We start from the raw sequence: 22,356 nt of genomic DNA on the forward strand, positions 1-22,356 counted from the left end.
TCTTTTTATTCCAGTATAGAAACATAAGTATACAAAATAAAACATATATAAAGATTCGAAATGAAACTTTAAAAATATGCATACTGAAATAAAAGTGTATTCGCTATATAAAATTACTAGAAAACATATCCTTCTCCCATCCAGACTATACTGTCGGCCCTAGAGTTTCACTAGATCCACCGTTTTCGAGTTGAAAACGGGTCACGGACTTAGAAGTTTGCACTTCATCACCGCCGGTTGGGAATTTCACCCGACCCCGAAGGATGTTGTTTGCTCAAATTATAGCACAAAAAAAATAAAAGGCTAGAAAAAAATATTCGAATGTGAAGAATTGTGTGAAAATATATGTAGGCTGGAATGGAGACAAAAGTATTAGAAATGTTGTAAGGAGAAGGGATATAACGGAGTTGCTAAAAAGAAAAAACATGCACAAAAAAATGTGCATGTCACATGTGAAATTATTCTGCCTCTGGTGCTCTAACAACAGACTCGAATTTCCCTTTATGCGAAGCATCGCAATAAGGCATATTTTTTGATAAACCACAACGGCATAAAGAAAATGCCGGTTTTGCTGGGAATACATTCCCTTGTGAATCGACTAATTCCACGTCCCCTGTAACGCGAAAAGAGCCATTATCATTTACTTTAATTTGTACTTTTGCCAACGCTATCCCTCCTTCCCAAACGCTTAATTTCATCATATAATCAAGGGAAGTGCTTGACAATATAAAAAGAGCACTTTGTTTGAGAAAGAAGAGAGTGTTATAATGGTTTTCATAACTGACTAGAGTAAGGTGACGAGAGATGGATAAACAATTACATACATTACGAAACATTGCAAATGAGCGCACGTGGGCATCATTTTTGAATGATAATCATCCATATAGTTTGTTACATTGGTCCATTGCAGGTGTAGGGCAAGAGGCGAAGGATGTTTGGTTACTTCAAGATGAAGTAACATTTCAAACGACAGAATTTCCAACGTTAGATGATGCAATGCAATGGATTTCTGAAAACATGGAACAAGTTACAGACGTTTTAGCGCAATAAAAAAACAGGCTTATGCAAGCCTGTTTTTTGTTTCTTTTACATATGAGTTTAAAAATTGATCAACGGCTGCTTCATACTCTTCTTTATTTTCGTTATAAGAGCAAGCGTGCGCGCCGCGCTCTGCAATATAAAGTTGTTTATTGTTTTCCTTTGCTTCATATAGTGCTTTCGTCATATCAGCTAAAATATAATCATCATCTTTACTATGAATAAAGAGGACGGGATTGTTAATGTTTTTTATACAATCAATTGGTGAAACTTCACGAATCGTATAACCGTCACGCACTTTTAAAAAAGCATTTGCTAAAGGTAATAAAGGCCATTTAGGTAAATGGAATTCAACTTTTAAACGGTGCTGTAATTGCCCGTAAAAATCAGAAAAAGGACAATCTGCAATATAGAAATCAGCACCATCTTCTACAAGTCCTGCGTATTGGAGAAGTGTTGCAGCGCCCATAGATTCACCATGAATACCGAGAGTAATATTTGTTCCAAAACGACTTTTTAGCCAGTCAACTACAGATTTTAAATCATGTTTTTCATAGTATCCATAGCTTGTTGTTTTTCCGCCAGTTTTACCATGACGACGATGATCATAAATAACGACATTATATCCTCTGTTTAAAAATAACCTTGCATATTTTACAGAGTTCATTTTATTTACAGTTACGCCGTGACAAAAAATCATAAACTTATTGGAATGACCAGCAGGAATGTAATATCCGTGAAGATCATATCCGAATTGCGAAGGAATATGAATTTCTTCTTTATGAAGAGCATCAAAATCCTCTATACGAAAATGTTTTTTCGTTTCTCTTTCGAGTACTTCTTCCTCTGTTTTTTTCTTTAAGTACATCACTTTATTTGTAAAGAAAATCCCAAGGGCAGTTATCGCACCTAGTATAGTAAACAATGCTGCAAAAAAACGTTTCATACTTTACCTCATCCTCCAAATACCATTACATGTGATACACTTACATTGTATCACAATGATAGAAAAGGGGAGAAATAGGAAATGGTGTATATACAAAAAATTACGCCAGCGATGAAAGAAACAATCCGAATGTTCATGTGTGAGAACTGGGGGAGTTCATTGATGGTTTCACGTGGTAAGGGGCATCAGTTAGAAGAGTTGCCAGGATTTGTTGCGCTCTTAGATGACAGAATAATTGGAATTATAACATATGAAGTGACCGGAAATATGTGCGAAATTGTATCTTTAGATAGCTTTGAAGAAAGAAAAGGAATAGGGACGAAACTTGTAGATTGTGTATTGCAAGTCGCAGAAGAAGAGCGGTGCAGGCAGGTTTGGCTTATTACAACAAACGATAATATGAATGCGTTACGTTTTTACCAAAAACGTAATTTTATGATGACTCATTTATATGTGAATGCAGTGGAAGAGGCACGAAAAATAAAGAAAGAAATTCCACGTATTGGGTATGATAATGTCCCAATTTTACATGAAATTCAGTTAGAGTATCGTTTAGTGTGATGATGTAACAATTTTCAGAAATGTAAGTTATTAACCTTGACGAATATTGTAATTTAGGTTACCGTAAAATTGTAATCTATTACCATATTAAGGGGTGACGATGTGGCAACTATACGTGATGTTGCAAAATTGGCAGGTGTTTCAGTCGCAACCGTTTCACGAGTTATTAATGAAAAAGGATACGTTCATGAGGACACAGTAAAACAAGTAAAGAAAGCAATTGAGGAATTACGTTATAGACCAAATAGTGCAGCAAAGCCATTGTTTAAAGAGAATTCAACGATAATTGCATTACTTGTAGACAATTTATATAACCCATCAAACATCACTTTGCTACATTGTATTGAGGAAATAGCATATAAAGAAGGGTATCAAATTATTGTTTGTAATATAGAGAATAAAGATGGATACATACATATGTTGAAGGAAAATAACGTTGCAGGTGTTATTTTGACAAGATCAGTTTTTAAAAGTATAGGAGAAATTCCACTTCCTTTTGTTGTGATTGATGAAAAAAAAGCTCATGCAAATTATTATGAAAGTGGACAAAGAGCGGTTTCTGTATTAAAAGAAAAAGACTGTCATTTTCTTGCTTATTTCGATGAGAGAGAAGATAGTGAAGAAATGGAAGAGCACATATCAGGATTTTTAGACGCTGCTTGGGAGGGAGGAATCTCTTATAGAGAAGTATGTGTACAAGGGTATACGAATAAACAGTTTATTACATTATTGCAAACTTATCCGTATATAGATGGAATTGTAACTTCAAGTGATAAGGTTACTTTTGAGTTAATTCGAGCAGCGAAAAATTTAAATATCCGTATACCGGATAAATTGAAAATTATCGGACTGAATGGGAACATAGAAAGTGAATGGATAGGTCCGTCACTCATGAAAATTGAAAGTTGTGTCGAAGAAAATGGGGAAATAGCTTTGCAACAATTAAAAGGAAAAATAAAAAAGTAAAAGGTGCGTATAAAACGCACCTTTTATAATGTAATTGCGGCAATAAAGCCGAATATAAGTAACGGTATATTATAATGCAGAAAAGTCGGTACACATGTATCCCATATATGATGGTGTTGACCATCAGCATTTAAACCGGATGTTGGTCCAAGTGTACTATCTGATGCTGGAGATCCCGCATCGCCTAGCGCTCCAGCTGTACCGATAATTGCAATTGTGGCCATTGGACTAAATCCAAGCTGCATGCAAAGAGGTACAAAAATTGTTGTTAAGATAGGAATGGTTGAAAAGGATGAACCAATTCCCATCGTAACGAGAAGTCCAATAACGAGCATAAGAAATGCAGCGAGTGGTTTGTTATTTCCAATTATATGTGCACTCGTTTGTACAAGGGATTCAACATGTCCTGTTTTTCGAAGGACAGCACCGAACCCGGCAGCAGAGATCATAACAAATCCGATAAAGGACATCATACGCATTCCGCTTGTTAAAATTGCATCTGCTTCTTTAAGAGGCAGACTACCACTAACTGATAAAACAATAATTCCCGCTAGAGCGCCGAAAATCATTGATTCTGTTGCTAATTGAACAGTCAATGTAGCTAAGATAGATACTAGCCCGAAAGTAATGCTTCGTTTTGTATAGGGAACGATTTCATTTTCGGTAGTATGAATTTGTTCTGTTTCGTACGTACGAGGTTTTCGATACGTAATAAATACAGCGACACATAATCCAATAATCATACCGATTGCTGGAATAGTCATCGCTTTTGGAATAAGCGTAACGTCAAATGTAAGACCACTTTGCGCCGCATTTGTTTGTAATACGTCATGATAAATTTTTCCGAATCCTGCAGGAATCCACATGTAAGGAGTAATTAAGCCGAATGTAATAATACATGTAACAAGCCTTCGATCTACTTTCAGCTCATTTAATACTTTTAAAAGTGCTGGAATTAAGATGGGGATGAAAGCGATATGAACAGGGATAACATTTTGTGAGAAACAAGCCATCGTTAAAATGATGAATAAAATAAGTATTTTTGAATAAACTTGTTTTTTTGTGTCTTGTTCATTGCCAATCCATTTTAATGCAGTTTGAATCATGGCATCTGGAAGTCCGGTTTTGGAAAGGGAAATAGCGAAACCGCCAAGCATTGCATAACTTAAAGCGATTGGAGCACTGTTTCCAAGACCAGTTGTAAAAGTGTTAATAGTTTCTGAAATACCGAGTCCGCCGATAATTCCGCCTGTTAAAGCTCCAACAATGATGGCGACAATGACCTGGACACGTAACAAACTAAGCAATAGCATAACTGCTACTGCGACGAGTACAGCATTCATAATAAATGTAATCTCCCTAAATTTTTATTGTGTTAAGGCAAGTAAATATGAAGCACTTTGCTATATTTATACATAGTTGCGACATATTATTATAAAATGTTTTCTATGAAATGTAAAAGAGCCTTTTGTTACTAATGTTGAAAAGCTAGCTCTTGTTTAATTGATTGTAAAGAATTAGCGAATAATTCTGGTTCTTCTAAATCAGGAGAATGTGCTGAATTTGGAAACCAAATCATCTTTTTTATGGGTGCTTCTATGACATCGCAATATTCCTGAACGAGTGCATAAGGAGTTTGATAATCATAGCGACCAGAACAAAAATAAACCGGAATAGATAAACTTGAAATAGAAGAAAAGAAATCGATTGTCAGCATTTCTTCCCATAAAACGCCAGATTTTAAATTTCCTGCGAGAAACTTGAACCAATCTAATAGCGTATATTCAGGAGAAAAGAAGCCTTTTCGTATGAAAGAAAAGGAAGATCCGTTTTGGATTGCTCCGCCGAATGTGCCAAGCCATTTTCTTTGAATAATGAGGCGTCTCGTATCTAAAAATGGTGGCTTGCCTAATTTTAAAAGGGAAGCTAACGCTTTTTTATGATTATGTTTTTTTGCAGAACGAATTAAATGCTGATATAGCAATTCTTCGTTTTGTTTCATATGTACAATCTGCCCAATACCGATGTAAGCCTCGATATACTGTGGATATTGATGTGCTATGTTAAGCCCAATAATGCTTCCCCAAGAATGACCAGCGAGAAATAGTTTCTGTTTATTGAACTTTTTAAGTACATAGTGAATAACTTCTTTTGCATCGGAAACGAATTGTTCGATTGTAAAATTTGCTCCGAAATCTTTCATTGAAAAAGATTTACCTGCCCCACGCTGATCCCAATTAATAACGATGAAATGTTTCTCCAATTCTTTTTGAAAATGGCGAATAAATCCGATTTGTGCCATGCCCGGTCCACCATGACAGCATAATAAAATAGGCTGCTCTATGCTTTGCCCGCGCATAAGGAGAGTTTGTTTTCGATTATGAATCATAACGCTTTCCATCGTAGCGATACTATTAGGAATGAGTTGTTTATTTTCATTATAAAACTGTGGAGTATAGCTACGAAAAAGCATATTGAAAACCTCCTTTTCTGAAATCGTATGAATCGCACAGGCTATTCGTTTTGCATATACTGTTAGAAAATCATTGTAACATACCATACTAGTGTCATTTCAACACGGGAGGAGGGAAATTGTGACGATTGGAGAAATTATAGATAGCTTAAATAGACGTGAATCCATCGCTATCATAGCAAAACGTCTTGAAATAAGCCCGTATACATTATCAAAGAAATTAAGATTAATTGGATACGAATATGATGGAGAACAGAAGAAACGTATTTTTGTAGGAGATGGAGAAGAACCGCGTCACTTACAACTCCAAGAAGCGACAGCCCTTCAATATGCGAAAACGGATTATCAATTATTAATTTATGAGCAATTACAAAGTATTTATGAGTTATTAAGAAAGAGAGAAGAAGTAATCGCGCCAATTATGAGTATAAGTACAGAGAAAAAGAAACGAACCTTTTCTATAAATAAAGAAATATTAGCAAAATTAGACGTTATATCAGAAGCGAAAGGAATTCAAAAATCTAAACTTGTAGAAGAGGCGTTACAGCAATTTTTACAGCAATATGACTTTAACAAAACAGCACATTTTGATGACTAAAGAAAAGGATACTAAGTTCATTGTAAGAACGAGTATCCTTTTTAGGTTTTACTAATATTGTGGATTAAGTAAGTATAAGTGCGTATCCTTTACAATGAAAATCTGGATCGCATATTAGGGAAATACTTAATTTATTTTTTGAATTCTACCATCAATAACTGGCTGAATTGGTTCTTTTAATTGTTTTACATAATCGACTAACGCTTCAAAGTCGTTTGGACCAGTTTCTGAATTCTTCCCATTTTTAAATGATACGAATCCGTCACCGCCAGAAGCTAAGAAAGCATTCGCAACTACGCTATACGTTTTAGATGGAGATAACTCTTCGCCATTTGTTAAGCGTATATTCGTAACTTTTTCACCGTTTGGTTTATTTGCATCCCACGTATATTGAATACCTGAAATTTGAAGCATTCTCGTCGTGCCTTTTTGCCATTGCTGATTTAAAATGTCGCGAATATCTTGGCCTGTTAAATCTACTTTAATCAATTGGTTTCCAAAAGGCTGAATGCCGTATAATTCGCCCCATGTAATATCGCCAGCATCTAAATCATTACGAATGCCTCCCGGATTCATAAGTGCGATTTGAGTTTGCATCGTTTGGCGCTGGGCATCGGCAACTAAATTTCCAAGAGTGGACTCACCAGCATCATTTTGTTTACGGTCAATAGGTGCTGTAGATTTTCCGACAACTTCATTTACAAGTGGTGCGATTTTTTCTTTATATTGATCTAGTTTTTTCTTTACTTGTTTATCAGGTTCTACACCTTCATGGTATGTTGTAATCACTTCAGCTTTTTTCTTTACAATATCTTTTGTTTTACGATCAATTGTTACATCTACGTCTGAGAAAGCTGTTCCGTAAGAGTTCGCTTGGACGATTAGTTTATTATTTACCGTACCATTTACATATGTGTGACTATGCCCACCAAAAATAACATCAACTTCCGGATCTGTTTCATTTGCAATTCGAGTAAGGTCTCCATTTGTCACACCAGACTCATCTGTTGTTCCGCCAACATGAGCAAGGACGACAATGGATTTAACGCCAAGACGCTTTAATTGTTGCGCTGATTTATTAATTGCTTCTACTTCGTCAGTGATTTCTACATTTTTAAGCATAGTAGGCATCACGACATTTGGTGTATCAGTTGTAACAACGCCAATGAATCCTACAGGCACACCATTTACCATTTTTACAGTAAATGGCGGTAAAAATAAGCGGCCGGTGGATTTATTATAGAAGTTAGCAGCGACATAAGGGAAGTTAGCACCTTTGAAATTCCCTGTTTTCTCGTGATATCCACCGTAAATGAGGCGTTTCATTTCATCGATACCTTCATCAAATTCATGGTTTCCGATTGTACCAACATCGAATTTTAAGTCATTTAAAAATTCAATCGTTGGTTCGTCTTGTAACAACGCTGAAACTGGTGGGCTAGCTCCGACAATATCGCCCGCATGTACGAGAAGTGTATTCGGGTTTTGCTTTTTACGTTCTTTTAAATAAGTAGCTAAGTAATCAGCGCCACCAGCTTCTTTGTTATTAATTTTTTTAACAGTATCTAGTTGTCCATGGAAATCATTAATACCAAGTATTTGTACGTCTATGTAGCGGTTTTGTTCAGCTGGAGTCTGAGATGGGGGAGCGGCAAATACAGTTGAAAAAGTAATGGTGCTTAAAACGGCAACAGCAGGAATGATTTTTTTCCACATAATTTAATTCTCCTTTTTTATAATCTGACATCATACGACATAATTTTAATAGATTCATAGGATTATATCTATATAAAAATTTAGTTTTTTTTGAAAAATTAATATATTTACAAAAAGTGAATAATAGAGTAACGAACCTTTTTTATTGTCGAGTTCATTGTGTATCTACTATAATGGAGAAAAAAGTAAAAGGTGAGTAACATGAAGAAAAAGAAGCAAAGACAAATGCAAAGACAATCGCAAGTGAATAAACCAGAGAAAGAGTCGCTTACATTAGGCGATCAATTAAATGATTCACTCATGCAGCAATTAAAGAATAAGAAGAAAGAATTGCAAGTGAGAGAAGAAGAAAAAGAGGCAGCTGAACTGGAAAGAAAGCGCCGAGAACAAAAAGAACGTGAAAAGAATAAATCATTTGAAGAACTGTTAAGTGAAAGTAGCCTTACTTGGAAAGACTTTAAATAATATAAAAAATGATCAGTGCATACCGCTGATCATTTTTTTGACGAGTTTGTAAGAAAAGGGGAGTTTTAATGAGAAAAATTGTAGTCGTTCCGCATGAAAATCATTGGAATGAAAAATTTCAAATAGAGGCCGAACGATTAAAATCGGCGATGCCAGAAATGGTGAAAGTCCATCATATTGGAAGTACATCAGTGCCAGGACTGGCAGCTAAACCAATTATAGATATGATTATGGAAGTAGAGAGTATCGACAGAGTAGATCATTGGAATGAACGTTTTGAAGAACTTGGTTATATCGTAAAAGGGGAAAATGGTATTTCAAGACGTCGTTATTTTATTCATGGAACGGAGGAAAAACGCTCGTATCACTTACATGTTTTTGAAAAAGGAAATCCTGAGATAGTAAGGCATTTAGCGTTTCGTGATTATATGATGGCTCATTGTGAAGAAGCAGAGGCATATGCAACCTTAAAGAAAGAATTAGCCGAAAAATATACATATGAGGGCACCTTATATACGGAAGGAAAAAATGAGTTTGTGCGTCGTGTTGATGAAAAAGCGAAAGAATGGAGAGAAGGAAATATGAATAATTGAGTTTGCGTTTTAGTGTATAAAATTATTATGTAAACTGTACATATGTTTTGACTTTTTGGTTGAATCTTGTTGAAATAAAGTGGTGGCTTATAAAAAATGTAACAATGAAAGGGAGACGACTGTGCACATTCCAACAACTACACTTCATAATGGCGTAAAAATGCCGATGATTGGTTTAGGCGTTTATAAAGCGAAAGAAGGCGACGAAGTAAAACAAGCAGTAAAAACAGCGTTAGAAGTTGGATACCGTTCGATTGATACAGCAACTGTATATGAAAATGAAAGCGGTGTCGGAGAAGCCGTTCGTGAATCAGGGATTCCGAGAGAAGACATATTTATTACAACAAAAGTTTGGAACGATGATCAAGGATATGAGGAAACACTTGAGGCGTTTGAAAAAAGCTTAAAGAAATTACAAATGGACTATGTAGATTTATATTTAATACATTGGCCAATAAGAGGGAAGTATGTCGATACGTACCGAGCGTTAGAAAAACTGTATGAAGAAGGTAAAGTGCGTGCGATTGGTGTTTCTAATTTTCATAAACATCATTTAGAGCTGTTATTACCAAATTGTAAGGTGAAGCCGATGGTCAACCAAGTGGAACTTCATCCGATGTTAGCGCAATTTGAATTGCGTGATTTCTGTCAAGGTGAGCAAATTCAAATGGAGGCATGGAGCCCATTAATGAGAGGTGGGGAAGTATTCGAGCACCCGATTGTTCAGGCCATTGCTACTAAATATGATAAAACACCTGCGCAAGTTATATTAAGATGGGATATTCAGAGCGGGGTAGTGACGATTCCCAAATCTGTTACACCATCTCGCATTAAGGAGAATTTTACTATCTTTGATTTTTCACTAACGGAAGAAGAGATGACTCAAATTAATACGTTAAATCGTAATTTACATGTAGGAACGAATCCTGATAAATATGATACGCTATGAAAAGACGCTACCAGTATGGTAGCGTCTTTTTTAACGATGTAAAGCGTAAGTATCACATTTCGCAATTTGCTGAAGTTGTATATATTCTGCTGTTGTTAACTGTGTTTGTTTACTAGCCTGTACATTTTCTTGTAATTGTTGAATAGAGCTTGCACCAGGTATAACAGCTGCAACGGTTTCGTTATGTAAGCAATATTGAATAGCTGTTCCTGTTAAAGAGCTTTCCCCGATTATTTCTTTTACACTCGCGAGTGTCGCATATAATTCATCGTAAGAATAAGAAAGGTAATCTTTTTCTTTTACTCTTTCTATCTTCCTTGCATTATTATCAGTTAAAATTCCTTTTGCAAGTGGTCCGCGAGCAATAATGCTAATTTGATGTTCATTTAGAAGTGGGAACCATTCTTCAGGGCGACGATTTAAAAGGCTATATTCCATTAGCACACTAACGATGTTTGAACGTTTTGCATACTCACGGATGACATTTGGACGTATAGAAGAAATACCGTAATGGCGAATAATACCTTCTTTTTTTAATTCTTCAAAGGCTTCAATTGTTTCATCTATTGGATCTTCAATCGTCCCGCCATGAAGTTGATAAAGATCAATATAATCAGTTTGAAGTCTACGTAAACTTTCTTTCACTTCAGCCTTTATGTAATTCTTAGAAGGATCCCAAGACCAGCCGTTTTTTTCTTCTGTCCATCGATTTCCAACTTTTGTTGTAAGAACAATTTGGTCTCGTTTCCCTTTTAAGGCTTTTCCAACAAATTCTTCGTTTAACCCATAATCATATAAATCCGCTGTATCAAAAAAATTGATTCCTAAATCGATTGCTTCATCGATAATACGCATAGCTTCTGTTTCAGATGTACCGAGAGACATGCAGCCAAGGCCCATTTCTGTAACAAACAAATCTGAGTTTCCTAATTGACGTTTTTTCATAGGTCAACCTCCTTACCCTTATTGTACGAAAGGAAAAAGAGGTTGACAAACGTTTCCTTTTTACCCTGATTGGTGAGGGCAAATAATCAGAGGGGATGCCTCCTCTGATTAAAGTTTCACTTTACTTGCTGTAATCCACTCTTGTACAGTTGTATACTCTTTGCCATATTGTTTTAGCTTATGACGAATTTGCCATGCTTTTCCGACTAAAGTGACGCGATTTGGTAAAATATAAACTTTCATTTCTATCACGCTCCTTTCAATGTGGTAAAATGTATGAGGAAAGAATAGGAAATAGAACAGGGAGATGAAGTAGTATGAGTAATCTTGCAGAGAGAACAGTAAAAACTGAGCCGATTTTTGATGGTAGAGTTATAAAAGTTCGTGTTGATGATGTAGTATTACCAAATGGAGCAATGAGTAAACGTGAAATTGTAAATCACCCTGGTGCAGTTGCTATTATTGCTATTACTGATGAGGGGAAAATTGTGCTTGTTGAGCAGTATCGTAAAGCGCTTGAAAAGGCGATTATAGAAATTCCAGCCGGCAAGTTAGAACCTGGTGAAAAACCTGAAGTGACAGCTGTTCGTGAATTAGAAGAGGAAACAGGATATGTATGTAAAAATATGGAGCTTATTACTTCTTTCTATACATCTCCAGGATTTGCAGATGAAATTTTATATGTATATAAAGCGACAGGTTTGACGAAAAAAGAAAATAAAGCTGAGTTAGATGAAGATGAGTTTGTGGAATTGATGGAAGTATCATTAGAAGAAGCGATTACTCTTATGAAAGATCTTCGTATTCATGATGCGAAAACGATGTTTGCAGTACAATATTTACAACTACAAAAATAAACACTCGCCAAAGGCGAGTGTTTTTTAATTGATTTTTGCGTATACGCGTGCATCACGTAAGCTACCGTCTGGTGCTATGAAATCATTTTCCATTGTACCTTCTAGAATAAATTCTAAACGTTCTGCTAGGTTACATGCATTTGTATTTGTTGCATCAATACGGATTTCAATTCTTCTAGCACTTAGCTTATCAAAGGCAAATTGAATGGCACCTTTAATAGCTTCAGTCATATAGCCTTGTTTTGTATAAGCACTATGCAGCCAAAAGTGAAGTGAAAACTTTGGAATATCCCAGTTTTCAGGCTTGAGCGTTATAGCCCCAATGAATGTACCAGATACTTTATCGTATAAGTGAAAATCAAGTGTTTCACGAAGTAAAAACTGCCCGTGAGCGTTACGAACGATTTCTTCAGCACTTTCTTCTGTCTCAGCGTTAATTGGCATCCACGGTACTAAGTCTTCTAGAGAAGCTTGGATTGCTTCATACACTTCTGCACCATCACCTGGAAATGGCTTACGAACTTGTAAGCGTTCAGTTTGAAATAATGTTGGAAAATCTAATAATAATGGTTTCAAGAGAAATCCCTCCTATTCTCTACTTTTTAGTTTAGCAAAGTAGAGCGGAATTTCAATGTTAATTCGTCATACTTTTTTCTTTCTTTCATACATTTTTAGTAAGAGTGTGAACGGAGGGAAGAAAAATGTGGAGAAAAACTTGGCAAGACCGTGTAATGTCTCACATACAGGAAAACTCTTCATTATATATATTTAACGCAGTTTTATTATTGATGGGAGTAATATTTGGGGCCATTCTCGTAAATAGTCTACAATTAAATCAAAAACAAGATTTATCATTTTATTTACAACGTTTTTTTGGACAAGTTTCTAAAGGAGAATTTGCTATTGCAAGCGAAATGTTTCGAGAAAGTTACTTTTCGCAATTAAAATACATTGGATTTATTTGGATTTTGGGGATTTCAATTATTGGTTTGCCACTTATTTTTATTTTATTGTTTGTAAAAGGAGTAGTTGTCGGATTTACAGTAGGTTTTTTAGTCAGTCAGCATGGATGGAATGGATTATTATTAGCATTCGTTTCTGTATTGCCACAAAACCTCATTATTATTCCAGTATTTCTCGTTATGACAACAATTGCAGCAAGCTTTTCCTTACGCATGATTAGGCATCAATTTATTCGGAAAATAACCGAGCCGCTATTACCGTTATTAATTCGTTATACATGCTTCTTTCTTGTAATTGGAGCGGTGTTAGCTCTTGCTTCTAGTGTAGAAGCTTATGCATCACCAGTTTTAATGAAAGAAGTCGTTGAGGCTATTAATAAACAATAAATACTTTATGAGAATAATTATCAATTTGTTTTTATTGTTTTTCTTTTGACAGAAGCCCTTCTTCTGATATAATGGTGTAAGAGTGGCGAGGAGGGAGTAGTACCGAATGGAAGAAAGAATTGAACGAATTAAGAAGCAATTACATGCAGCGAGCTACAAGTTAACACCGCAACGTGAAGCAACAGTTCGTGTGCTGCTAGAAAATGAAGAAGATCATTTAAGCGCAGAAGATGTTTACCTCCTTGTAAAAGAAAAGTCGCCAGAGATCGGATTAGCAACCGTCTATCGAACTTTAGAACTATTATCTGAGTTAAAAGTTGTCGATAAGATTAACTTCGGAGACGGTGTTTCACGCTATGACTTACGCCAAGAAGGTGCGCAGCGTTTCCACCATCATTTGATTTGTACACAATGTGGTGCTGTACAAGAAATACAAGAAGATTTACTTGGTGAAGTGGAAAGGAAAGTAGAACGTGACTGGAACTTTAAGGTGAAGGATCATCGTTTAACATTCCATGGGATTTGTAAAAATTGTCAAGAAAATGAAACGGATGAAAAATAACCTTTTCCTATTTATCTAGGAAGAGGTTTTTTATTTGAATAAGGTATAAATTGGTGAAAGCTTGGCATATGTTGTAATAACTTATATTTTGGAGGAATTTACAATGCGCCGAGCTTTAAAATTAACTTTTGATGGGATAAAAGTATTTTTATTATTTACAAGTTGTACGATTTTGTTTTATTTCGCTATACTATGGATAAATGAAGAATATGAAAGCTATCATCGTTATGAAAAGCCAAAAGAAGAGACTGTAGAAAAAGTATCAGGGAATGAAGAGCCGGCAAAGGATGCTTTCGTAAATAGAATGATGTTTTTCTATGAAAATGGGGAGTAGTGTAGATTGGAAGATCAATTAAAAGATTTTATTCATTATATGGTTGTCGAAAAAGGACTAGCGAAAAATACAGTAGTATCTTATGAACGGGATTTAAAAAGTTATGTAAAGTATTTGCAAAATGTAGAACAAGCGAAAAGCTTTCATGAAGTGACACGCTTGCACATTGTTAATTTTCTGCAGCACTTAAAAGAAAACGGAAAATCTTCGAAAACATTAGCACGTCATATTGCATCGATTCGTTCGTTTCACCAATTCTTACTTCGTGAACGAGCGGTAGAGCACGACCCATCCGTACATATTGAAACGCCGCAAGGAGAACGGAAATTACCGAAAGTATTATCAATCGATGAAGTAGAAGCGTTACTTCAGACACCAAAAATGACGAGTGCTTTTGGGGTTCGTGATAAAGCGATGCTAGAGTTATTATATGCAACAGGACTTCGTGTTTCGGAATTAATTGCCTTAAATTTAGAAGATGTACATTTAACGATGGGATTTGTTCGTTGCATAGGGAAAGGGAATAAAGAAAGAATTATTCCACTAGGAAGTTTAGCGACGGAAGCGATTCAAAAGTATATTGAAAAGGGAAGAAGAGAATTGATGGGTAAAAAAGTAGTAGATGCACTCTTTTTAAACCATCATGGGAATCGATTATCAAGACAAGGATTTTGGAAAATTTTAAAACGATTAGCGAAAGAAGCAAATATTGCAAAAGAGCTTACACCGCATACGTTGCGCCATTCTTTTGCTACGCATTTATTAGAAAATGGAGCAGACTTGCGTGCGGTGCAAGAAATGCTAGGACATGCAGATATTTCAACGACGCAAATTTATACGCATGTTTCAAAAGCTAGATTAAAAGATGTATATAAACAGTTTCATCCGAGAGCATAGTTACTATGCTCTTTTTTCATAGAATCAGAAGGGAAGACCGCTTCACAGAAACTTCACAAACATTTCGTATATTGTTTTCAGCAGAAGACTAGAATATTACAATGTATTTCCTCTATACTAAATAAGGAATGAAGGAGGAAATGATGATGAAAAAACTTATTATGATTTTATTTATCGCGATGCTAGCGTTGGCTGGCTGTAATACAAACAAAGAAGAACCGAAAAAAGAAAAGAAACTTGAAAGTATAAACGTAGCGATTCAAACGAATCCGAAAGAAATTAAACCTGGTGAAAAAACAGAAGTACAAGCACTTGTTACACAAGGTAAAGAAAGAGTAACGGATGCTGATGACGTAAAGTTTGAAATTTGGAAAGATGGCGACGAGAAACATGAGATGCTAGACGGTAAGCATAAAGGGAAAGGTGTTTATGCAGTAGAGAAAACATTTGAAACTGATGGAGTATATCATATTATTCCTCATACAAATGCACGCGATATGCACGTTATGCCAGCACACAAAGTTGCTGTAGGAAATGCGAAAGTAGAAGATGCGAAAAAAGAAAATAGTGATCACGGTGCAGGACATGGCGATCATAAAAGCGATACAATGATCCACCTTATGGCTGGTGATATAAAAGCAAATGCAGAATCAACAATGAAAGTTCATTTAAAACAAAAAGAAGAAGCGTTAACTGGTGCTGAAGTACAACTTGAGATTTGGAAAGATGGTGTTGAAAAGCACGAATTTATTCCAGCGAAAGAAGGAAATAAAGGAGAGTATGAAACGAAACATACTTTCAAAGAAAACGGTGCTTACAAAGTGAAAGTTCATGTTAAAAAAGGTGAACTACATGAACATAAAGAAGAAACAGTAGAAGTAAAATAAAAAGTAGCTCTTTAGAGCTGCTTTTTATTTTTATCCCGCAAACGCCCGATTGATGAGGGCTAATAATCATTGGAGACGAACGAAACATCTGCTAATCAAAGTTTCGTTTTATATGAAGAAATAAATCATAAAATAATTAGCACTTATTTGCATAATGGATTACAATAGAAGTGTGAAGAAAATGAGAAATTCTACGAAAATGTATTAAAAAGAAAGCGTAAACATGTTATGATATCAGTATCAGATGTCTGACATCTGACTTAGAAAAAACTAGAAATGTTTTTGAGTCGTTTCAAAGGAAACGAAATAGGTTAGAGAATCAATTAAAGAAGTACTGTTTGCCAGTGAGAACGAAAGATAATTCTTATGAATAACAGTTTCACTTTATAGCGTTTTGAACATACTACAAGAAGTAGAACTGAACTTATAGGAGGTCGCAGTTATGAATAAATATAAACGTATATTCCTAGTCGTAATGGACTCTGTAGGAATCGGCGAAGCACCAGATGCTGAGCAATTTGGTGATTTAGGTTCTGACACAATTGGTCACATTGCTGAACATATGAATGGATTACAAATGCCAAATATGGTGAAGTTAGGTCTTGGTAACATTCGTGAAATGAAAGGTATCTCTAAAGTAGAAAAACCGCTTGGATATTATACAAAAATGCAAGAGAAATCTACTGGTAAAGATACAATGACAGGACACTGGGAAATTATGGGTCTTTACATTGATACACCATTCCAAGTGTTCCCTGAAGGATTCCCAAAAGAATTACTTGATGAATTAGAAGAAAAAACAGGTCGTAGAATTATCGGTAATAAACCAGCTTCTGGAACTGAGATTCTTGATGAACTTGGTCAAGAACAAATGGAAACAGGTTCTTTAATCGTTTACACTTCTGCTGATAGCGTATTACAAATCGCAGCACACGAAGAAGTAGTGCCACTTGAAGAGTTATATAAAATTTGTAAAATTGCACGTGAATTAACGTTAGATGAAAAGTACATGGTAGGTCGTGTTATCGCTCGTCCATTCCTTGGAGAACCAGGGAAATTCACACGTACACCGAACCGTCATGATTATGCGTTAAAACCATTTGGCCGCACGGTAATGAATGAATTAAAAGATAGTGACTACGATGTGATTGCTATCGGTAAAATTTCTGACATCTATGATGGTGAAGGGGTAACTGAATCACTTCGTACGAAGTCTAACATGGATGGAATGGATAAGCTTGTAGATACATTAAACATGGACTTTACAGGCCTTAGCTTCTTAAACTTAGTTGACTTTGATGCATTATTCGGTCACCGCCGTGATCCACAAGGATATGGAGAAGCACTGCAAGACTATGATGCACGTCTTCCAGAAGTATTCGAAAAACTAAAAGAAGATGATTTATTATTAATTACAGCAGACCATGGTAATGATCCAGTACATCCTGGTACTGATCATACACGTGAATATGTACCGTTATTAGCATATAGCCCAAGCATGAAAGAAGGCGGACAAGAATTAGCACTTCGTCAAACATTTGCTGATATTGGTGCAACGGTAGCAGAAAACTTCGGTGTGAAAATGCCAGAACACGGAACAAGCTTCTTAAACGAGCTAAAGAAATAGGGGGATAAACAAATGAATCGTGAACTTATTACAAAATCAGCTTCATACTTAAAAGAGAAATTTCAAGAAACGCCACAAGTAGGACTAATCCTTGGATCTGGACTAGGTGTATTAGCAGATGAAATTGAGAACGCAGTAACAGTACCTTATAGTGAAATCCCTGAATTCCCAGTTTCAACTGTAGAAGGCCATGCAGGTCAATTAGTATTCGGTACACTTCAAGGTGTAACAGTAGTAGCAATGCAAGGACGTTTCCACTTCTATGAAGGATACGACATGCAAAAAGTAACATTCCCAGTTCGTGTTATGAAAGAACTAGGTGTAGAAACAGTTGTTGTAACAAATGCAGCTGGTGGTGTAAATACATCATTCGAGCCAGGCGATCTTATGTTAATTTCAGACCACATTAACTTCATGGGTACAAATCCATTAATCGGACCAAATGATTCTGAAATGGGTGTACGTTTCCCTGATATGTCTACATCATATACGACAGAACTTCGTGAAATGGCGAAACAAGTTGCAGCAGACTTAAATATTAAAGTACAAGAAGGTGTATACGTAGGAATGACAGGTCCTGTATATGAAACACCTGCTGAAATTCGTATGCTTCGTACACTTGGCGGAGATGCAGTTGGTATGTCAACAGTACCTGAAGTAATTGTAGCGCGTCATGCTGGTATGAAAGTACTTGGTATTTCTTGTATTTCAAATATGGCAGCTGGTATTTTAGATCAGCCACTTCACCACGATGAAGTAATCGAAACGACAGAACGTGTTAAAGCTAACTTCTTAGCATTAGTAAAAGCAATCGTAAAACAAATGAAGGGGTGACCTCACAATGAGAATGGTGGACCTAATTGCAAAAAAACGTGACGGACATGCATTAACGACAGAAGAAATTAACTTTATTGTTGAAGGATATACGAATGGTGATATTCCTGATTATCAAGTAAGTTCACTTGCAATGGCAATTTTCTTCCAAGATATGAACGATCAAGAACGTGCTGATTTAACAATGGCAATGGTAAATAGTGGTGATACAATCGACTTATCAGCTATTGAAGGAGTAAAAGTAGATAAGCACTCAACAGGTGGCGTTGGTGATACAACAACACTTGTATTAGGTCCATTAGTAGCCGCTTTAGGTGTACCGGTTGCAAAAATGTCTGGACGTGGTTTAGGACATACTGGTGGTACGATTGATAAATTAGAAGCAGTTCCAGGATTCCATGTTGAAATCGAAAATGATGAATTCATGCGTCTTGTAAATGAAAACAAAATCGCAGTTATTGGTCAAAGTGGAAACTTAACACCTGCGGATAAAAAATTGTATGCACTTCGTGATGTAACGGCAACAGTAAACTCAATTCCGCTTATTGCAAGCTCGATTATGAGTAAAAAAATTGCTGCTGGTGCAGATGCAATTGTTCTTGATGTAAAAACTGGAGCAGGTGCATTTATGAAAACAGATGAAGATGCAAAACGTTTAGCAGAAGCGATGGTGCGCATTGGTAATAACGTTGGTCGTAATACGATGGCTGTTATTTCTGATATGAGTCAACCGCTTGGTGAGGCCATTGGTAACGCACTTGAAGTACAAGAAGCAATTGATACATTACAAGGTAAAGGGCCAAAAGATTTAGAAGAGTTATGTTTAACACTTGGAAGTCAAATGGTGTACCTTGCTGGACAAGCTTCATCTTTAGAAGATGCACGTGAGAAATTAATTGAAGTAATGAACAACGGTAAAGCGCTAGAATCATTTAAAACGTTCTTATCAGCGCAAGGCGGCGATGCATCTGTTGTTGATGATCCTTCAAAATTACCACAAGCACAGTTTGAAATTGAAGTAGAAGCGAAAGAAGACGGTTATGTATCAGAAATCGTTGCAGATGAAATCGGAACAGCAGCAATGCTTTTAGGAGCAGGACGTGCGACGAAGGAATCTGAAATTGATTTAGCAGTGGGCTTAATGCTTCGCAAAAAAGTAGGGGACAGCGTGAAAAAAGGTGAATCCCTTGTTACAATTTACGCAAACCGTGAAAATGTGGAAGATGTAAAAGCAAAAATTTATGAGAACATGAAGATCTCTAAAGACCACGTAGATGCACCAACTTTAGTGCATGGTATTGTAACGAAGTAATAAAAAAGGCCAAGGAGTACTTCTCCTTGGCTTTTTTTACTATTTTTTGTTTATAATAATAATGGGTGAAATTATGATTAGAATTTGTGCAATAACAAAAACAGATGAAGTATTATATGATGTTTCGCTAGAAGAAACAACGAAAGACCATATTGTATGGTATTGGCTAGATTTATATAAGCCAACGAAAGAAGAGTATACATACATTTTGCAAGATCATTTTAAGTTCCATCCCCTTGCAATTGAAGACTGTATAGAATATGTACAGAGGCCAAAAGTTGATTTTTATGATGGATATAACTTTTTAGTTCTTCATGCATTTGGTGAGGATGGATTAGAACCGCACGAGATCGATTTATTTATTAGTGATCGTTTTATTGTTTCTTTCCACTTTTCTCATAACAATGCAATTGAAAGAGTATGGAAAACACTTGGAGAAAAGAAGCGTATTAAAAATAGTCCTTTACACGTAGCGCATACAATTATCGACCAGATTGTAGATGACTATTTTGCACCTGTATATTACATTGAGGATCATTTAAATGCCATTGATGATAATTTAACGGGTGAGACAGCCGGGAGTGTGCTAGAAGAAGTATTTGATATACGTGCAGATTTATCGAAACTAAGGCGTACAATCATTCCGATGCGTGATTTATTGTATCGTATTTTAAATTCGACTCGTTTTTACGGTATAAGTGATCATGAAATTTATTTTAAAGATATACATGATCATTTGCTGAAACTGACAGAAATGATTGAGGCAAGCCGGGAGTTAACGGCAGATATTCGAGATAGCTATTTTTCATTAAACTCACATCATATGAATAACATTATGAAAACATTAACGGTCTTCTCAACTATTTTCATGCCCCTAACATTTATCGCAGGAGTATATGGAATGAACTTTTCACATATGCCAGAGCTTGGTGGGAAGTATAGTTATTTTATTTGTTTATTGTTAATGGCGTTAATTGGTGGTGGAATGATGGCCTGGTTTTATAAAAAGGGCTGGTTTAAATAAAAAAACACCGAGGTATTCACCTCGGTGTTTTTTTATTTAACCAATAGCATGTAATACGAACATGGCTAAGAATAAGCATGTAACGATATACATAGACGGTGCGACTTCTTTACGCTTTCCAAGAGCAATTTTTAAGATAGGATAAGCAATAAATCCGAACGCAATGCCATCAGCGATACTATATGTGAGCGGGATCATGACGATAATTAAGAACGCTGGAAATCCTTCTGAAAAATCGTTCAGAGGAATTTGCTGAATGCTTGTAATCATCAGGCCGCCAATAATAATTAAGATTGGTGCAATGGCACTATCAGGAATTAGTTTCACAAACGGAAGTGCAAACAGTGATGCAAAGAATAACAACCCTGTAACGATAGACGTCAGACCTGTCTTTCCGCCTGCAGTAATACCTGCGGCACTCTCTACTGTTGATACGGTAGGGCTTGTGCCAAATAGACCACATGTCATTGCTGAAATTGCATTGGCTTGGTAAGCACGTGGGAATTTACGGTCATCTTCTAATAAACCGTGCAGTAGTCCCATGTTCTCAAAAATAAGCACCATGCTTAAGGAGAATGTTGCAATCCAAAACGGTAAGGAAGAAAGTTTGCCAAATGACATAGCTCCAAACACATCGCCGTAATTAGCGAATGAGAATGAACTATTTCCGATTTGACTTGTATCAACAAGACCAAATAGCCATGCAATACCAGTTCCTATTGCAATCGTCCATAAAAAGCTTCCACGTACGTTACGAATAAATAGTACAAGTGCAACGATAAGAGTAAGCACGGTCGCAAGAACGACAGGGTTACTTAATTTACCCATTGCAACAGCAGTATTTGGATTCGAAACGACTAAACCACCTTTTTGCAATCCGATAAATGCTAAAAATAATCCGATGCCGACAGTAATAGCTTCCTTTAATGACTTTGGAATCGATACTGAAAGCACGCGAGCGATTGGTGTAAACGCAGCAATTGCAAAAATAATACCAGAGATGAAGACAGCTGCTAATGCTTCCTGCCAAGTTAATCCGAGCGTATGCACAGCAGTGTACGTGAAGAATGCATTTACACCCATACCAGGGACAAGAATAGCAGGTGCATTTGCCCAAAATGCCATGAGTAGACATCCGATAAATGAACTGAAAACAGTTGCTAAAATTCCAGCTTCAAGAGGAATGCCAGCATCGGATAAAATTGACGCATTTACAATCATAATATATACGATCGTGAAAAATGACGTAACTCCAGCTAAAACTTCTTGTTTTGGTGATGTTTCGTGTAAACCTAATTTAAATGTTCTTTCAAGTATTCCTTTCATGTTAAACCTTCTTTTTCATATCCCTCTCCCACCCGTGATATCTCTTTCGTAAGAGCTCACCGTCCTTTATTATATCAGAACATCATGTTTTTACAAC

The 22,356-nt window shown here is 36.1% G+C and carries 26 protein-coding genes and 1 riboswitch; of the genes, 17 read left to right on the plus strand and 9 right to left on the minus strand.

Annotated elements, in window-relative coordinates:
* Window positions 1-124: 124 nt before the first annotated feature.
* A riboswitch (FMN riboswitch) is annotated at window positions 125-268 on the minus strand.
* 190 nt (window positions 269-458) lie between these two features.
* Window positions 459-665: a CDGSH iron-sulfur domain-containing protein gene (locus KVT31_RS02920; protein WP_001151582.1), complete on the minus strand. Its 207-nt coding sequence runs from the start codon at window positions 663-665 to the stop codon at window positions 459-461.
* A gap of 139 nt (window positions 666-804) precedes the next feature.
* Here KVT31_RS02920 and KVT31_RS02925 point away from each other — a divergent pair, with 139 nt between their 5' ends.
* Window positions 805-1,050: a DUF2552 family protein gene (locus KVT31_RS02925; protein ID WP_000360793.1), complete on the plus strand. Its 246-nt coding sequence runs from the start codon at window positions 805-807 to the stop codon at window positions 1,048-1,050.
* Between the two features lie 10 nt (window positions 1,051-1,060).
* Here the strand turns inward: KVT31_RS02925 and KVT31_RS02930 are convergent, their stop codons facing one another.
* A complete protein-coding gene (locus KVT31_RS02930; RefSeq protein ID WP_048546291.1) occupies window positions 1,061-1,984 on the minus strand; it encodes an alpha/beta hydrolase in 924 nt (307 codons plus the stop codon).
* An 81-nt stretch (window positions 1,985-2,065) separates the two neighbouring features.
* Here KVT31_RS02930 and KVT31_RS02935 point away from each other — a divergent pair, with 81 nt between their 5' ends.
* Together KVT31_RS02935 and KVT31_RS02940 are read left to right on the plus strand one after the other, a co-directional pair.
* Window positions 2,066-2,545: a GNAT family N-acetyltransferase gene (locus KVT31_RS02935; RefSeq protein WP_088097657.1), complete on the plus strand. Its 480-nt coding sequence runs from the start codon at window positions 2,066-2,068 to the stop codon at window positions 2,543-2,545.
* Window positions 2,546-2,647: 102 nt separating this feature from the next.
* On the plus strand, window positions 2,648-3,511 hold the full coding sequence (locus KVT31_RS02940) for a LacI family DNA-binding transcriptional regulator (protein WP_088097656.1): 864 nt from the start codon (window positions 2,648-2,650) through the stop codon (window positions 3,509-3,511).
* 23 nt (window positions 3,512-3,534) lie between these two features.
* Here KVT31_RS02940 and KVT31_RS02945 read toward each other — a convergent pair whose 3' ends face one another.
* On the minus strand, window positions 3,535-4,854 hold the full coding sequence (locus tag KVT31_RS02945) for a Na+/H+ antiporter family protein (protein ID WP_088097655.1): 1,320 nt from the start codon (window positions 4,852-4,854) through the stop codon (window positions 3,535-3,537).
* A gap of 131 nt (window positions 4,855-4,985) precedes the next feature.
* Window positions 4,986-5,984: an alpha/beta fold hydrolase gene (locus tag KVT31_RS02950; RefSeq protein WP_088097654.1), complete on the minus strand. Its 999-nt coding sequence runs from the start codon at window positions 5,982-5,984 to the stop codon at window positions 4,986-4,988.
* A 121-nt stretch (window positions 5,985-6,105) separates the two neighbouring features.
* On the opposite strand from KVT31_RS02950, the gene KVT31_RS02955 reads away from it, so the two are divergent.
* On the plus strand, window positions 6,106-6,582 hold the full coding sequence (locus KVT31_RS02955) for a ribbon-helix-helix domain-containing protein (protein ID WP_088097653.1): 477 nt from the start codon (window positions 6,106-6,108) through the stop codon (window positions 6,580-6,582).
* 126 nt (window positions 6,583-6,708) lie between these two features.
* On the opposite strand, the gene KVT31_RS02960 is transcribed toward KVT31_RS02955, so the two are convergent.
* Window positions 6,709-8,298 carry a bifunctional metallophosphatase/5'-nucleotidase gene (locus KVT31_RS02960; protein ID WP_088097652.1) on the minus strand — a complete coding sequence of 530 codons (1,590 nt, stop codon included), beginning with the start codon at window positions 8,296-8,298 and terminating at the stop codon, window positions 6,709-6,711.
* 201 nt (window positions 8,299-8,499) lie between these two features.
* On the opposite strand from KVT31_RS02960, the gene KVT31_RS02965 reads away from it, so the two are divergent.
* From KVT31_RS02965 to KVT31_RS02975, 3 genes are all read left to right on the plus strand, one after another.
* Window positions 8,500-8,763, plus strand: coding sequence for a YqkE family protein (locus KVT31_RS02965; protein WP_140392541.1), 264 nt, complete (start codon window positions 8,500-8,502; stop codon window positions 8,761-8,763).
* A gap of 68 nt (window positions 8,764-8,831) precedes the next feature.
* The gene (locus KVT31_RS02970) at window positions 8,832-9,356 is read left to right on the plus strand and encodes a GrpB family protein (RefSeq protein ID WP_088097651.1); all 525 of its coding nucleotides are present in this window, start codon (window positions 8,832-8,834) and stop codon (window positions 9,354-9,356) included.
* Window positions 9,357-9,477: 121 nt separating this feature from the next.
* Window positions 9,478-10,305: an aldo/keto reductase gene (locus tag KVT31_RS02975; protein ID WP_088097650.1), complete on the plus strand. Its 828-nt coding sequence runs from the start codon at window positions 9,478-9,480 to the stop codon at window positions 10,303-10,305.
* Between the two features lie 30 nt (window positions 10,306-10,335).
* Here the strand turns inward: KVT31_RS02975 and lolS are convergent, their stop codons facing one another.
* Window positions 10,336-11,250 carry an aldo/keto reductase gene (gene lolS / locus KVT31_RS02980; RefSeq protein ID WP_088097649.1) on the minus strand — a complete coding sequence of 305 codons (915 nt, stop codon included), beginning with the start codon at window positions 11,248-11,250 and terminating at the stop codon, window positions 10,336-10,338.
* Window positions 11,251-11,358: 108 nt separating this feature from the next.
* On the minus strand, window positions 11,359-11,493 hold the full coding sequence (gene mciZ, locus KVT31_RS02985) for a Z-ring formation inhibitor MciZ (protein WP_088097648.1): 135 nt from the start codon (window positions 11,491-11,493) through the stop codon (window positions 11,359-11,361).
* Window positions 11,494-11,567: 74 nt separating this feature from the next.
* Between mciZ and KVT31_RS02990 the strand changes: the two genes are divergently transcribed.
* A complete protein-coding gene (locus KVT31_RS02990; RefSeq protein WP_088097647.1) occupies window positions 11,568-12,107 on the plus strand; it encodes an NUDIX domain-containing protein in 540 nt (179 codons plus the stop codon).
* A gap of 24 nt (window positions 12,108-12,131) precedes the next feature.
* Here KVT31_RS02990 and KVT31_RS02995 read toward each other — a convergent pair whose 3' ends face one another.
* Window positions 12,132-12,683 (minus strand): GNAT family N-acetyltransferase, encoded by a 552-nt coding sequence (locus tag KVT31_RS02995; RefSeq protein ID WP_000803488.1) that lies wholly within the window; start codon window positions 12,681-12,683, stop codon window positions 12,132-12,134.
* Window positions 12,684-12,838: 155 nt separating this feature from the next.
* On the opposite strand from KVT31_RS02995, the gene spoIIM reads away from it, so the two are divergent.
* The 9 genes from spoIIM (at window position 12,839) to corA (ending at window position 20,933) form a co-directional block, all read left to right on the plus strand.
* Window positions 12,839-13,456: a stage II sporulation protein M gene (gene spoIIM / locus KVT31_RS03000; protein ID WP_226544967.1), complete on the plus strand. Its 618-nt coding sequence runs from the start codon at window positions 12,839-12,841 to the stop codon at window positions 13,454-13,456.
* Window positions 13,457-13,562: 106 nt separating this feature from the next.
* Window positions 13,563-14,018, plus strand: coding sequence for a ferric iron uptake transcriptional regulator (gene fur / locus KVT31_RS03005; RefSeq protein WP_088097646.1), 456 nt, complete (start codon window positions 13,563-13,565; stop codon window positions 14,016-14,018).
* Window positions 14,019-14,121: 103 nt separating this feature from the next.
* Entirely contained in the window at window positions 14,122-14,352 is a 231-nt protein-coding gene (locus KVT31_RS03010) for a YqzK family protein (protein WP_001250432.1), read from the plus strand.
* Window positions 14,353-14,358: 6 nt separating this feature from the next.
* The gene (xerD, locus tag KVT31_RS03015) at window positions 14,359-15,249 is read left to right on the plus strand and encodes a site-specific tyrosine recombinase XerD (protein ID WP_088097645.1); all 891 of its coding nucleotides are present in this window, start codon (window positions 14,359-14,361) and stop codon (window positions 15,247-15,249) included.
* A 143-nt stretch (window positions 15,250-15,392) separates the two neighbouring features.
* Window positions 15,393-16,136 (plus strand): FixH family protein, encoded by a 744-nt coding sequence (locus KVT31_RS03020; protein ID WP_140392540.1) that lies wholly within the window; start codon window positions 15,393-15,395, stop codon window positions 16,134-16,136.
* Between the two features lie 442 nt (window positions 16,137-16,578).
* Window positions 16,579-17,763 carry a phosphopentomutase gene (gene deoB, locus KVT31_RS03025; RefSeq protein WP_098341834.1) on the plus strand — a complete coding sequence of 395 codons (1,185 nt, stop codon included), beginning with the start codon at window positions 16,579-16,581 and terminating at the stop codon, window positions 17,761-17,763.
* Between the two features lie 12 nt (window positions 17,764-17,775).
* Window positions 17,776-18,597, plus strand: a complete 822-nt coding sequence (locus KVT31_RS03030; RefSeq protein WP_001078444.1) for a purine-nucleoside phosphorylase — start codon at window positions 17,776-17,778, stop codon at window positions 18,595-18,597.
* Between the two features lie 7 nt (window positions 18,598-18,604).
* The gene (locus tag KVT31_RS03035; protein ID WP_088097642.1) at window positions 18,605-19,909 is read left to right on the plus strand and encodes a pyrimidine-nucleoside phosphorylase; all 1,305 of its coding nucleotides are present in this window, start codon (window positions 18,605-18,607) and stop codon (window positions 19,907-19,909) included.
* Window positions 19,910-19,970: 61 nt separating this feature from the next.
* Window positions 19,971-20,933: a magnesium/cobalt transporter CorA gene (gene corA, locus KVT31_RS03040; protein ID WP_140392539.1), complete on the plus strand. Its 963-nt coding sequence runs from the start codon at window positions 19,971-19,973 to the stop codon at window positions 20,931-20,933.
* 36 nt (window positions 20,934-20,969) lie between these two features.
* On the opposite strand, the gene KVT31_RS03045 is transcribed toward corA, so the two are convergent.
* The gene (locus KVT31_RS03045) at window positions 20,970-22,259 is read right to left on the minus strand and encodes an NCS2 family permease (RefSeq protein WP_088097640.1); all 1,290 of its coding nucleotides are present in this window, start codon (window positions 22,257-22,259) and stop codon (window positions 20,970-20,972) included.
* Between the last annotated feature and the right edge of the window lie 97 nt (window positions 22,260-22,356).

The organism is Bacillus sp. GbtcB14, assembly GCF_019091205.1.
GTDB lineage: Bacteria > Bacillota > Bacilli > Bacillales > Bacillaceae_G > Bacillus_A > Bacillus_A cereus_AG.